The organism is Mesorhizobium sp. B2-4-15 (assembly GCF_006658505.1).
Taxonomy (GTDB): domain Bacteria; phylum Pseudomonadota; class Alphaproteobacteria; order Rhizobiales; family Rhizobiaceae; genus Mesorhizobium.
Genome location: NZ_VFUZ01000014.1, coordinates 130,632 through 143,614, shown reverse-complemented (window position 1 = coordinate 143,614; position 12,983 = coordinate 130,632). Strand labels below are relative to the sequence as shown.

Annotated in this window: 10 protein-coding genes; 5 read left to right on the top strand and 5 right to left on the bottom strand. The window is 63.7% G+C overall.

The features are described 5' to 3' along the window. Positions 1-114: 114 nt before the first annotated feature. The 3 genes from FJ930_RS18170 to FJ930_RS18160 all read right to left on the bottom strand — a co-directional run bounded on the left by FJ930_RS18170 (position 115) and on the right by FJ930_RS18160 (position 4,147). Complete coding sequence (locus FJ930_RS18170) at positions 115-456, bottom strand: peptidase inhibitor family I36 protein (RefSeq protein ID WP_140740861.1); 342 nt, start codon at positions 454-456, stop codon at positions 115-117. Positions 457-647: 191 nt separating this feature from the next. After that, positions 648-1,493: a DUF1194 domain-containing protein gene (locus FJ930_RS18165; RefSeq protein ID WP_140740859.1), complete on the bottom strand. Its 846-nt coding sequence runs from the start codon at positions 1,491-1,493 to the stop codon at positions 648-650. Between the two features lie 92 nt (positions 1,494-1,585). Further along, positions 1,586-4,147 (bottom strand): FAD-dependent oxidoreductase, encoded by a 2,562-nt coding sequence (locus FJ930_RS18160; protein WP_141839564.1) that lies wholly within the window; start codon positions 4,145-4,147, stop codon positions 1,586-1,588. A 48-nt stretch (positions 4,148-4,195) separates the two neighbouring features. Here FJ930_RS18160 and FJ930_RS18155 point away from each other — a divergent pair, with 48 nt between their 5' ends. Continuing rightward, positions 4,196-4,432, top strand: a complete 237-nt coding sequence (locus tag FJ930_RS18155; protein ID WP_141839563.1) for a hypothetical protein — start codon at positions 4,196-4,198, stop codon at positions 4,430-4,432. Here the strand turns inward: FJ930_RS18155 and FJ930_RS18150 are convergent. Next, positions 4,406-4,669, bottom strand: a complete 264-nt coding sequence (locus tag FJ930_RS18150; RefSeq protein WP_181763410.1) for a hypothetical protein — start codon at positions 4,667-4,669, stop codon at positions 4,406-4,408. The two genes, FJ930_RS18155 and FJ930_RS18150, sit on opposite strands and share 27 nt — an antisense overlap. A gap of 236 nt (positions 4,670-4,905) precedes the next feature. After that, positions 4,906-7,470: a mechanosensitive ion channel family protein gene (locus FJ930_RS18145; protein ID WP_141839562.1), complete on the bottom strand. Its 2,565-nt coding sequence runs from the start codon at positions 7,468-7,470 to the stop codon at positions 4,906-4,908. A 216-nt stretch (positions 7,471-7,686) separates the two neighbouring features. On the opposite strand from FJ930_RS18145, the gene FJ930_RS18140 reads away from it, so the two are divergent. Genes FJ930_RS18140 through FJ930_RS18125 form a run of 4 tightly spaced genes read left to right on the top strand, consistent with a single transcriptional unit; the run spans position 7,687 to position 12,866 of the window. Then, positions 7,687-8,946: a sarcosine oxidase subunit beta gene (locus FJ930_RS18140; protein ID WP_141839561.1), complete on the top strand. Its 1,260-nt coding sequence runs from the start codon at positions 7,687-7,689 to the stop codon at positions 8,944-8,946. A gap of 38 nt (positions 8,947-8,984) precedes the next feature. After that, positions 8,985-9,281 (top strand): sarcosine oxidase subunit delta, encoded by a 297-nt coding sequence (locus FJ930_RS18135; protein ID WP_140740852.1) that lies wholly within the window; start codon positions 8,985-8,987, stop codon positions 9,279-9,281. After that, entirely contained in the window at positions 9,278-12,286 is a 3,009-nt protein-coding gene (locus FJ930_RS18130) for a sarcosine oxidase subunit alpha (RefSeq protein WP_141839560.1), read from the top strand. Before FJ930_RS18135 ends, FJ930_RS18130 begins: the two co-directional genes overlap by 4 nt. After that, entirely contained in the window at positions 12,279-12,866 is a 588-nt protein-coding gene (locus tag FJ930_RS18125) for a sarcosine oxidase subunit gamma (protein WP_141839559.1), read from the top strand. Before FJ930_RS18130 ends, FJ930_RS18125 begins: the two co-directional genes overlap by 8 nt. Positions 12,867-12,983: the final 117 nt, after the last annotated feature.

Genomic DNA, 12,983 nt, shown 5'->3' with positions numbered 1-12,983 from the left:
TCACAGACGCCAATCGGCTTGTCAATCAACAGGATGGTGAGGCGCACGGAGACCCAGGCAGTGTCCTGCACCGGATCGGCGGCCGGCCACCAGCCGGCCGCCCGAAACCCGGCATCAGTAGCCATCACAGTAGCACTCTGCGGACGAGATTCGGTCGTTCCAATCGCCTCCGAGCTCGCGGACCCGGCGCCTGATCTCGATCGATTCGCCGCTCATATTCGTATCCTCGTAGGCAACCAGCGTGCAGCCCCGGCGAACGAACACCGACGATACACGGTCGTTCCAGAACTGGCCGCCGCGAAAATTCACGGAATCGTCGGGGCCCATCTCGATCGACCGCCCGCGAAAATTCGAGTGCTCGAACATAACGCAGGCGGGCTGGTCGTCATATTGGGCGCTGGCGCCGTCGGCAAAAAGAACCGACGCGACGGCAGTCAGGATGACAAGGCGTTTCATCTCATGTTTCCTCGGTTGACCGCGACGCCCCCGGCCTGAATCGCATGACCTGGGCACTCTGCCACCGCTTCGGCCGGCGAGGCAAGCCTAGAGCAAGATGCCGAAAAGTGTGACGCGGTTTTCTGACGACATCATGCTCTATCTCCTTGATTTAGAAGTAGATTCAGATTTCAGGTCGATTCGTTCGGGCTCTAGCGGCTGTCGAGCCCCCAGTTGCGGTTGCGCCACATTTTCTCGCCGATCTGACAGTCGACGGCGGGCCTGTCCTGCGCCAGCACCACTGGCGGATCGGCTGCTTCCGCCGCCCATTGCGGTGACGCCGAACCGGCAAGCTCGAGCACCAGCTTGCGGCGGATGGCTTCGGGAAATTGCGTCCAGTCGTTGACCGGGATCATGAAGGCTCCGGGGCCGCCGATGACGCAGTCGCTGTAGTAGCGGTCGAGATCGCTGACGTCATAGGCGCCGGAAAATCCGCCTCGGGTCATCAGCGGCAGGCCATTGATGACGATACCTTGCCTGACCAGACCGTCACGGATGAGATTGACCGGCGCGCCCTGGTTGTTGGGTCCGTCACCGGAAACGTCGATGACGCGCTTGGTCCCCTGGTAGCCGCTTTCGGCGAAAAGGTCGCTGCCGAATTCCAACGCGCCGGAGATCGAGGTGCGCCGCGCGCTGTCGGGCGGCTGGGCCGACAATTGGGCGACCACGCGCTCCGCGTCAGCGCGGTTGGCGATCACTGTCCAAGGCACGATGACGCGCTGCCAGCTGGTGCCGGCCCACTCGACATAGGTGACCGCGATCTTGCCGTAGGCGCCATCGGCGATGGCCTGCAGCACATTGTCATGCGTCAGCGCCGCCGCGTAGCCATGGCGCTGGATCTCGAGTTCGTCGGCCGACATTGACAGCGAAACGTCGACCGCCAGCACCAGTTCGACATCGACCGGCTCGTCCGCGCGGGATCCGGGCGCCAGCCAGAGCATCAGCGCCAGCGTGGCGCAGCTCGAAAGGAAATGTCTTGCGCTCGGGAAAGCAGACATTCCTTGAGGGTAAGCGAAAACGGCCTGGTTAAAAAGACAAAAGCCCGGCTCCAAGCCAGGCTTTTGCGATCAGTCCGTTGCTCCGCCCGCGATCAGCTTCGCGGCTTGAGGTTCTCCGGGTCGTAGAGCGGCTTGTAGCCGACACTGGCCACTTCGACCGGATAGGTCTCGCCGAAATACTCCACCTCGAGCTTGCGGCCCTCCTGGGCATAGGCCCAGGGCAGGTAGGCGAGCGCGATGTTCTTGCCAATGGTCGGGCCATAGGCGACCGACGTCGTAAAGGAGCGGCGGCCGAGTTCGTCGACGAGCGTCTCGCCGGTTGCCGGATCCATCACAGGCATGATGCCGACGGGGTAGCGGGCAACACCCTTGCCGTCCTTGTTGTCGGTCATGACAAGCGTGCACAGCATGGCCGGCTGGTGCTCGCGGGCGCGATATTCCACATGCTTGGCCTTGCCGCAGAAATCGTTCTCCTTGACCTTCGGACGCGCGAGATCGGCTTCCAGCAAATTGTATTCGGTCAGCAGGTCGGCGTTCTGCAGGCGCAGGCTCTTTTCCATGCGGCGCGTGTTGGCGTAAGTCTCGACGCCGAATGGCATGACGCCGGTCGAGCGCAGCGCGTCCCAGACGGCCAGCCCATCCTCGTAGCGCATATGCAATTCCCAGCCCTGCTCGCCGACATAGGAGATGCGGAAAGCCGTGACGTCCTTGCCGCCGATCCGGATCGGCTTGATCGCGGCGAACGGGAAATTCTCCAGCGACAGCCCTTCGGGATTTTCGACCACCTTCTGCAAGGTCGTGCGGGCATTCGGCCCCCAGATGCCGATGGTGACGTATTTTTCCGTCACATCGGTGATGGTGACGTCAAAACCTTTGTCCTGCGCCGTGCGGCGCATGTACTGGAAGTCGCGCGGGCCAGCGTCGGCGCCGTCGATGACGCGGCAGCGGTCGGCCATGCGGATGACGGTGAAGTCGGCGCGCACCATGCCTTCCTCATCGAGGAAGTGGGTGTAGATGCCCTTGCCGACATTGTTGTCGCCGCCGATCTTGGCCGCGCAGAGCCACTCCAGCAACGCGACGTGGTCAGGTCCTTCGACGTCATACATGGAGAAGTGCGACAGGTTGACGATGCCGCAATCCTCGCTCATCGCCAGATGCTCGGCGTTGGAGACACGCCAGAAATGGCGGTTGTCCCATTCGTTCTCGCGCACGGGCACCCGGTTGCCGTATTTTTCCAGGAGATGCTCGTTGGCGGCATAGCCATGCGCGCGCTCCCAGCCGCCCAGTTCCATGAAGTAGCCGCCGAGTTCCTTCTCGCGCTCCCAGAAGGGCGACCGGCGGATGTTGCGGCCCTTGGAGAATGGTTCGCGCGGATGCACCGCCGGATTGTAGACCTTCATCGCCGTTTCGGTGCAGCGATCCCAGATGAACTGCTCCTTGGTCTGGTGCGGGTAGAAGCGCGCATAGTCGATGGCGTGGTGGTCGATCGCGGTACGGCCGTCCGTCATCCAGTCGGCGATCAGCTTGCCCATGCCGGGACCGTCCTTGACCCAGATCGCGACGGCGTACCAGAGACCCCTCACCTTCTGGCTCTCGCCCATGGACGGGCCGCCATCGGCCGTCACCTGCAGCAGGCCGTTAAAGGAATGGCTCTCATTGTAGCCGAGTTCGCCCAGGATCGGCGTCAGTTCCATGGCGCGTTCGAGCGGCGCCAGAATCTGTTCCATGTCGAGGTCGCGCTGCGAAGGCGACAAACGCGCCTGGTCCTTCTCAAGCAGGTCGCGCGGGTGGCAGAGACGCGGATTGGTCTCTTCGTAATAGCCCCATTCGATCTGCCCGCCCTCGGCGGTCTTGGGATCGCCCGTGTCGCGCATATAGGCCGAGTTGCCCTGGTCGCGCAGCAGCGGCCAGCCGATTTCCTTGCCGGTGCCGGCGAACTCATTATAGGGTCCGAAGAAAGTCAGCGGATGGTCGATCGGCATGACCGGCAGATCCTCGCCGACCATCTCCGCGATCAGCCGCCCCCAGATGCCGGCGCAGACGATGACATAGTCAGCCTCGATCGTGCCGCGATCGGTGACGACGGCGCTGATGCGGCCGTCCTTGACCACCAGCGACTTGGCCGGCGTGTTGGCGAAGGATTTCAGCTTGCCCGACGCTTCCGCCTGGTCGACAAGCTTGCCGGCGACAGTCTGCGAGCGCGGAATGACGAGACCGGCATCCGGATCCCATAGGCCTCCCTGCACCATGCCTTCTTCGATGAGCGGGAATTTCTCCTTGATCTCGGCGGGCTCGATCAGGCGCGCGCGTGTTCCAAACGCTTTCGCCGAGGCGATCTTGCGCCTGATCTCGTCCAGGCGGCTGTCGTCGCCGACGCGGGCAACCTCAAGACCGCCGATGCGGGCGTAGTGACCCATCTTCTCGTAGAAATCGATGGAATAGAGCGTCGTCCAGCAGGACAGGAAGTCGTGGCTGGTCGTGTAGCAGAAGTCGGAGGCGTGCGCCGTCGAGCCGATATCGGTCGGGATGCCCGACTTGTCGATGCCGACAATATCGTCCCAGCCGCGCTCGATCAAATGATGGGCGATCGATGCACCAACAATACCGCCGAGGCCAATGATGACGACCTTCGCCTTTTTCGGAAACTCTGCCATTGCCCGCGACTCCAGTGTGATAAAGCGCGCGGACTATAGGGCCGAGAGATGGGGCTGATGAAGCCTGTTTGCGACATTCGGAAAAAGCCAAGCGACCAAGTCCATACGACGTCGTTCACTCAGTGCTTGGAAGCCGACTCAGGAAGGCTCCAAATCCTCGGCTGCCGCGGCGGTATTTCCGCCATCATTGTTAACGACCGCCAGCGGAAACAACAAAAGGCCGAGCAATGCCCGGCCTTTCCAACCATGCCGCTGAGATCACTTGATGCGGGCGACGCCGCCTGAGATTTCGACGGTTTCCGAACCGGTCAGGGCTTCAAGATCGCCATTGGGCAAGGTGACGAAGCAGCCATTCTGGCAGAACTCGACGGTTTCCCCTCCAGCCAGCGCAAGTTCGGTCTTGCTGCCGCCCTCCGTCACGATCAGCGTACGGGTCTCGGCGTCCTTGTTGACCGCGCTGGCGGCATGGGCCGAGCCGCTCACGGCGAGCAAGGCGACGGCAGCGACGAGAGACTTCCACATGGTGCAATATCGGTGTTCCCACCGCCCCTGTTGCATTTCGCAAGGCATTTTCGCCCTTTGCATGGAAGCTTATATGAGATGGAAGCTGAACCGCAACTGAATGCCGCATTCATGCCGCAATTGGCTTTGGCTCCTCCAGCGCAGGCTGCAGGCGCACGCCGGCCCTGTTGATTTCAACACCGATCTGCACACGGCACTCCCCGCGCCGATCGCGAACAACTGACCGGCTCCGAGATCTAGTCGGGATCGGGTTTGCGCGCCTTGCGTCCTGATTTGGCGGCTCGTTTCGCTTCGGCCGCGGCCTCCGCCTTCGCCTGTTCCTGCTCCACGAAATCGGCTTCGATCTTGTCGTCGTCAGTCGGCCAGGCCTTCGCATCCTTGGTCTCGACGACGGCACGCGGCGTCGAAGGGATTTCGATATGCTGGTCGTTGAATTTCTCGAGCACGGCGAAGCGGACGTCGTTCTGCACAATGTTGCCATTCATCACATCGGCCAGGAAAACCCTGATTTCGAATTCGAGCGCGGCCGCGCCGAAATTGGAAAACAGCACGAAAGGTTCGGGGTTCTTCAGCACCAGCGGATGGCTGCGCGCGATCTCGAGCAGGACGGCATGGACCTGCTTGACGTCGCTGCCATAGGCGACGCCGATCTTGATGTCGATGCGGCCGAGCTTGTTGCGGTGCGTCCAGTTGCCGACGGCGTTGTTGATCAGGTTTGAATTGGGCAGGATCACCGACTGCCGTTGAAATGTTTCGATCTCGGTGGCGCGCACGCTGATCTTCTTGACCGTGCCGCTGATCTCACCGGCGACGATCCAGTCGCCGACCTTGAACGGCCGCTCGGCCAGCAGGATCAGGCCGGAAACGAAGTTGGACACCACATTCTGGAGGCCGAAGCCGATGCCAAGGGAGAGAGCGCCGGCGACCAGCGCCAGGCTGGAGAGGTCGATACCGGCGGCCGAGATACCGACCAGCGCCGCCAGCGCCACGCCGGCATAGCCGACCGCCAGCCGGATCGAGTTGCGCACCCCGGTATCGACCTTGCCGCGCGCCATCACCGAACCGTCGAGCCAGCCCTGGAACCAGCGCGTCAGGAAATAACCGATGATGAAGACGACAATACCGGAGAGGATGCCGGTAACCGAAATCGTCACCGAACCGATGGTGACCCCGGTCGCCAGCTTGTAGGCCCAGGCCTGGATGTCGCCCGGCTGGAAGCCCCACATCAACAGGATCAGCGGCAGGAACACCAGCACGATCATCAGATTGATGGCGACGCTGACCACCAGGCCGAGTTGGTCGAGTGCGGTATCCTCATAGCTGGAATTGGCCGACAGCCAGCGCCCGACTGATGTGTTGGCGAAAGCGCCCTCCTCGCCGATCGCCTGCGCCGACAGGAAGCCGATATAGGCGGTGATGAGCGCGGTGCCGGTGACAACCACCTGCAGCGAGACGAACAGCGCGAGGCCGATATAGCCGAGCAAGGCGGCGACGATGGTGAAAAGGCCGAGTGACAGCGACAGGTAGCGCAGCCATGCCGGCCACGGCCGCCAGCTTCCGTCGCGCGCCTTGAACGGCCGCAGCATCGCCATCAGGATCAGGATGACGCCGACGATAATGGTTGCGAGGAAACTGCGGGCGATGGTCAGCGACAGTGGCGAGCCCATCTTGTCGTTCACGATCGACAGGAAGGTGTTGAAGCTGATGACCACGGCCATGGCCGTGGCCAGGCGCACCAGCCAGCGTGCCGGCCCGGTTTCGACCGGAATGAGGCGCCAGTTCGGCAGGCGCGGCGACAGGGCCGCATTGGTCAGCCGGTTGACGCAGAACACCACGCCGATGACGCTCGCCAGCGCATTCAGGAAGAGTCCGATGTCGCCGCGCAACACGTTGTAATAGTTGAAGAAGAAGATCGTCGACCCAAGAAAGGCGCCGACCGCCAGCGTGGGCAGCAGGGTCGACCAGAAAGCAACCGAAAGGCGGCTGAGATAGGACGGATCCTCGTTGGTGGGGTCAGCTTCGAACACCCGCCCGAACAGACGCCTGCCGCCGACCAGCAGCACCAGGGCCAGGCCGAGCGCGACGAAGGTCGCCGCAAGAATGGCCTGGAATTTGAACTTGAAGGCGAAGCTCAGCCAGGAAGACACTGCCTTGTAGAAATTGCCGAACTCGTCGCGCGCGTCCGAAAACACTTGCGGGCTCAGCGCGTCCGACAGCACATAGCGCTTCGTCAAAAGATTGCGGAACAGCGCGCTGCGCATATTGCCGATCTTGTCGATCAGCCCGCTGATGCGGATCGACAGGGCCTGGGCTTGCGAAATGACAGCGTTGATCTCGGCCTTTTCCGACGTCAGCGCCTGGCGTTCGGTGCTCACGATATCGGGCTCGGGCGGCTGGCCCGCGGCGGGCACCGGGCCGAGCTGCTGAACTCTGGCGTTGATCTCGGCAAGGCGCGTGCGGAAGGCAAGCGCGGTGTTCAGCGACTCGCGGGACAGTTCCTCAAGCTGCAGGCGGATATCGACGAGACTTGAATCTTCCTCGCCGTCCTGCTGGATCTTCTTCTCGAAGCCATCGGTCTTCGCCGTCAGGTCCTTGATCATCTTCTGCTGATCAGCGATCAGTCCCGGGGGCGCCGGGCTGACCGCGGGCGCCACCGGAGCCTGGCTGCCAACTGGGGCCGCGGGAGCCTGGCTGGCCCCTGGCGTTGCGGGAACCTGATCAGCCACCTGGGCGATGGCGCCGAGCGGCGCTGATGCGACAAGCGCGCAGACCAGAATCAGGCGGAACAATCGGAAAAGCATGATTTCTTGGCGACTCACGGGCGGCAAAGGCATTTGAAGAGCCCGTCCTTGATAAAGACGGCCATATCATGGAGCAAGCTGCCGCATCCGCCGCCTGTTTCCGCCCGATCGCCGATTCTTGAGTCGGCCAGTCGAAAGGCAATGGCGCAATATTGGCTTTGCGCATGCGGCCTGCTCTATAGTCTGCCGCATCGCCCGAAACGGACAACATGACACATGGCAGAGTACTCGGCCCTTTCGCTGCTCGCGAACGCGCTCAAGGGAAACAAGGACTGGAAGCCGGCTTGGCGCAAGCCGGACCCGAAGGCGTCCTATGACGTCATCATCATCGGTGGCGGCGGACACGGCCTGTCGACCGCCTACTATCTTGCCAAGGAGCACGGCATCTCCAATGTAGCGGTGCTCGAAAAGGGTTGGCTCGGCTCCGGCAATGTCGGCCGCAACACCACCGCCGTGCGCTCGAACTATCTGCTGCCGGCCAACACCCGCTTCTACGAACATTCGATGAAACTGTGGGAGAACCTCTCGCACGAGCTCAACTACAATGTCATGTTCTCGCAGCGCGGCTGCCTGAACCTGGCGCACACGCCGGCCCAGTTCGATGACTATGCAAGGCGTGGCAACGCCATGCGCCATCTCGGCGTCGATGCGGAATTGATGACGCCGGCGGAGATCAAACGCCTGATCCCGGCGCTCGATATCTCCGACAGGGCACGCTTTCCCGTGGTTGGCGGCCTGATGCAGCGGCGCGCCGGCACCGCCCGTCACGACGCCGTCGCCTGGGGCTATGCGCGCGGCGCCGACCGGCGCGGCGTCGACATCATCGAGAATTGCGAAGTCACCGGCTTCCTGCGCGACGGCGACCGCATCACCGGCGTCACCACCTCGCGCGGCGATATCAGGGCCAAGAAGGTGGCGGTCGCGGTGGCCGGCAGCACCGGACGTGTCATGCAGTTGGCCGGCGTCGAGACGATGCCGATCGAAAGCCATGTGCTGCAGGCCTTCGTCACGGAATCGCTGAAGCCCTTCATCGACACCGTCGTGACCTTCGGCATGGGCCATTTCTACATGTCGCAGTCCGACAAGGGCGGCCTTGTCTATGGCGGCGACATCGACGGCTACAACAGCTACGCCCAGCGCGGCAACCTGCCCATCGTCGACGAGGTGATGAGCGAGATGCTGGCGCTGTTTCCGGGTCTTGCCCGCGTGCGCATGCTGCGCTCCTGGGGTGGCGTCTGCGACATGTCGATGGACGGTTCGCCGATCATCACCACAGGTCCCCTGCCCGGCATGTATCTCAATTGCGGCTGGTGCTATGGCGGCTTCAAGGCAACGCCGGCCTCAGGCTGGTGCTTTGCCTGGACCATCGCCAAGGATGAGCCGCACGACTTCAATGCCGCCTTCACGCTCGACCGCTTCCATCGCGGCCTGGTGATCGACGACAAGGGCCAGGGCGCCAACCCCAGGCTTCACTAGCAAGGCTTCATTAAGCAAGGCTTCATCAGGAATATACCGTGCTGATCACCTGTCCCTATTGCGGCCCGCGCGACGTCATCGAGTTCACCTATCAGGGTGACGGCAACCGCGAGCGTCCCGACCCCGCCTCGCAGAATTTCGAGGCGTGGAATGCCTATGTCTACGACCGGCTGAACCCGGCCGGCGACCACAACGAGATCTGGCAGCATTCCGGCGGTTGCCGTGCGCATCTGCGGGTCGTGCGCAACACGCTGACGCATGAGATTTCCAGCGTCGCCTTCGTGCGCGGTGACCATGCATCGGCCGCGCGCCGCAAGGCGGAGGGCCAGTCATGAGCCCGCGCCGCACCGACACCGGCGGCCGCATCGATCGACTGAAGACGATCCGCTTCACCTTCGACGGCGTTGCCTACACCGGCCATGCCGGCGACACGCTGGCCTCCGCGCTGCTGGCCAAGGGCGTCACCCTTTTCGGGCGCTCGTTCAAATACCACCGCCCGCGCGGCCTGCTCACCGCTGGGGTCGAGGAGCCGAACGCGCTGGTGACGGTGCTGAAGGGTGAGGTTCGCGAGCCAAACATTCCGGCGACCATGGTCGAGATCCATGATGGGCTGGTCGCCATCAGCCAGAACCGCTTCCCGTCGCTCGCCTGGGACATCCATGCCGCTAATCAGCTTGGCGGCAAGATCCTGTCGGCTGGCTTCTACTACAAGACCTTCATGGGACCGGTGATCGGCCCGCTCAAAGGCACCCGTTTCTGGATGTTCTGCGAGCACTTCATCCGCCGCGCCGCCGGCCTCGGCAGCGCCGGATCGGCGAAGGATCCGGCCCGCTACGAGCGCATGAACGCCTTCTGCGACGTGCTGGTGGTCGGCTCCGGCCCCGCCGGCCTGATGGCCGCCAAAGCGGCCGCCGATCAAGGCGCCCGCGTCATCCTGGCCGATCTCGAGCCGCGTTTCGGCGGTTCGGCCAACTGGTCCGATGAGACCATCGACGGCACGCCGGCAACCGATTGGGTGCGGCGCACCGTCGCCCAGCTTGAGGGCCGCGACAATGTCCGGCTTCTGCCGCGCACCACGGTCTGGGGTTATTACGACAACAACACGCTTGCCGCGCTCGAGCGGGTCAGCGACCACAAGGAACAGCCGGCCAAGGGCGAGCCACGCCATCGCTACTGGGCGATCCGCGCCAGATCGGTGGTGCTGGCCACCGGCGCCTTCGAGCGCCCCTTGGTTTTCCCGGGCAATGACAGGCCGGGCGTGATGCTGGCGCATGCGGCGGAACGCTACGCCAACGAATTTGGCGTGCTGCCGGGCGATCGGATCGCGCTGTTCACCAACAATGACAGCGCCTACCGGGCGGCCGTCGCGTTGAAGAAAGCGGGGGCCGCGGTCGTCGCCATCGCCGACGTCAGACCAGAACTTTCAGCCGAGATGCGCAGCCTCGCCACGGAAGCGGAAGCCGAAATCTTTGCCGGCCATGCCGTCGTCGCGACCGAGGGCGGCAAGACGCTGTCGGGCATCAAGGTTCAGCGCTTCGACATGGTCACGGGCGCGCTCACCGGCGATGCGCGCAGCATCCATGCCGACTGCCTGCTGATGTCGGGCGGCTGGTCACCGACCATCCATCTGGCCAGCCAGGCCGGTGCGAAAGCGGAATGGGATGCCGCGCGGCAAGCCTTCCTGCCGCCGAAGCCAACGCAGCAGTGGCCAACACAGCAGTGGATTGGAGCCGGCGCCTTCACCGGCAGTTTTTCCACCGTCGAGGCGATCGCCGAAGGCCGTGCCGCCGGCCTTGCGGCAGCCGGTGGAACCGGCACCCCGGCGGCATTGCCCATTGTCGAAGCCGTACCCGGCGAACCCGACCCGGCGCCGGTGTTCGAGATCAGGGCCAAGGGCAAGAGCTTTGTCGACTTCCAGCACGACGTGACGGCGGAGGATGTCCGGCTGGCGCATCGCGAAGGCTTTGTCTCGGTCGAGCATCTGAAGCGCTACACGACGCTTGGCATGGCGACCGACCAGGGCAAGAGCTCCAATGTTCCCGGCCTCGCCATCATGGCCGAAGCACTGGGCAAGCCGATCCCGGAAGTCGGCACGACGCGCTTCCGGCCGCCCTTCGCGCCGGTCTCGATCGGTTCTCTGGCGGCGGAGCGTTTCGGCGACCTGAAGCCCGAACGGCTGACGCCGATGCACGACTGGCATGTCGACCATGGCGCGACGCTGTATTCCGCCGGCCTCTGGTACCGGCCGATGATCTACGGCCACGCCGGCGAAACGGTCGAGCAGGCCTATGTGCGCGAGGCCAGGGCGACGCGCGAAAGCGCCGGCATTGTGGACGTCTCGACGCTGGGCAAGATCGCGGTCCAGGGCCCCGATGCCGCGGCATTCCTCGACCGCGTCTATACCAACATGTTTTCGACACTCGCCGTAGGCAAGGCGCGCTACGGGCTGATGCTGCGCGAGGACGGTTTTGCCTTCGACGACGGCACCACCTGGCGGCTCGGCGAACAGGATTTCCTCATGACCACCACCACGGCCAATGCCGGCAAGGTGATGCAGCATCTGGAGTATTTCCTCGATGTGATCTGGCCGGAACTGAAGGTCCACGTCACCTCGGTGACCGACGAATGGGCGGGGGCCGCGATCGGCGGGCCAAAGGCCAGGCAGATCCTCGCCGCCTGCGTGACCGGCACATCGGTCGACAACGCCGCCTTGCCTTTCATGGGCATTGTCCACGGCGAAATAGCAGGCGTACCGGTAATGATTTGCCGGCTATCTTTCTCGGGTGAAATGGCCTTCGAGGTCTATTGCGGCGCCGGCCACGGCACCCATGTCTGGGAGGCGCTGATCGAGGCCGGCAAGCCGTTCGGGCTGGTCACCTATGGGCTCGAGGCACTGGGCACCATGCGCATCGAGAAGGGCCATGTCACCGGCGCCGAGATCGACGGCCGCACCACGGCGCGCGACCTGCATCTCGACTGGATGCTGTCGAAGAAGAAGCCGTTCATCGGCTCGGCGATGATGGACCGCGAAGGCCTGGTCGCGTCCGACCGTCTGGAACTGGTTGGCCTGATCGCGCTGGACAACCGGCCGCTCAATGGCGGTTCGCACATTGTCGAGGAGATCGACGAAGCCAATCCGCACGGCTCGATCGGCCACATCACCGCCTGCTGCTACTCGCCGGCGCTCGGCAAGCATATCGCGCTGGCGCTGGTCAAGGGCGGCAAGGCCAGGCACGGCACGCGTGCCCACGTCTCCGATCCCCTGCGCAGTCGCTTCGGGCCGGTGGAGATCGTCTCCAACCATTTCTACGATCCGGAAGGGACTCGCATGCATGGTTGAGCGCCAATCCCCCCTCGAGCCGGAGTTTCATGTCGGCTCGCATGGCAATTTCGAACATGGCGTCGAGATCCTGCTGACCGAAACGCGGCCGGGCTCGATCGTGCAGCTCGCGGCATGGCCGGGCGAAGAGAAGAAACTGATGGCGGCCATCCGCACCGTCACCGGGCTCGCGCTGCCTGATGGCGCCGGCGGCGGCTTGAGCGACGGCGTGAAATCGGTGTTCGGCTTCGCGCCGGGAAAGTTCACCGTGGCCGATGACGCCGAAGGGCTGGCCGCGGCTTTTGCCAAGGTGGTGACGCCGGACATCGGCACGGTGACGGACCTGTCGCATGGCCGCACCGCCATTCGCATTGCCGGGCCGAAGGCCGAATGGGTGCTGGCGAAATTCTTTGCCATCGACTTCGCGCTGCCGGCCTTCCCCATAGGCGCTGGCCGCTCGACTGCGCATCACGATGTCTTTGCCCAGATCCAGCGCACCGGCTCCGACCAGTTCGACATCCATGTCTTCCGCTCTTTCGCGCGTTCGTTCTGGAACGCGCTTTGCCATGCCAGCGAGGAAGTCGGCTACGAAGTGCAATAGGGAATGTGACCGGATGGCCGCTCCGCCGCGGCTTCTGGCCTCAAGGCCAGCCGGTTCTGCCGCTAGAGAATCCCGCCGCGGGCGCTCATGATGCAAAAACGGGGCCGCCCAACCGGT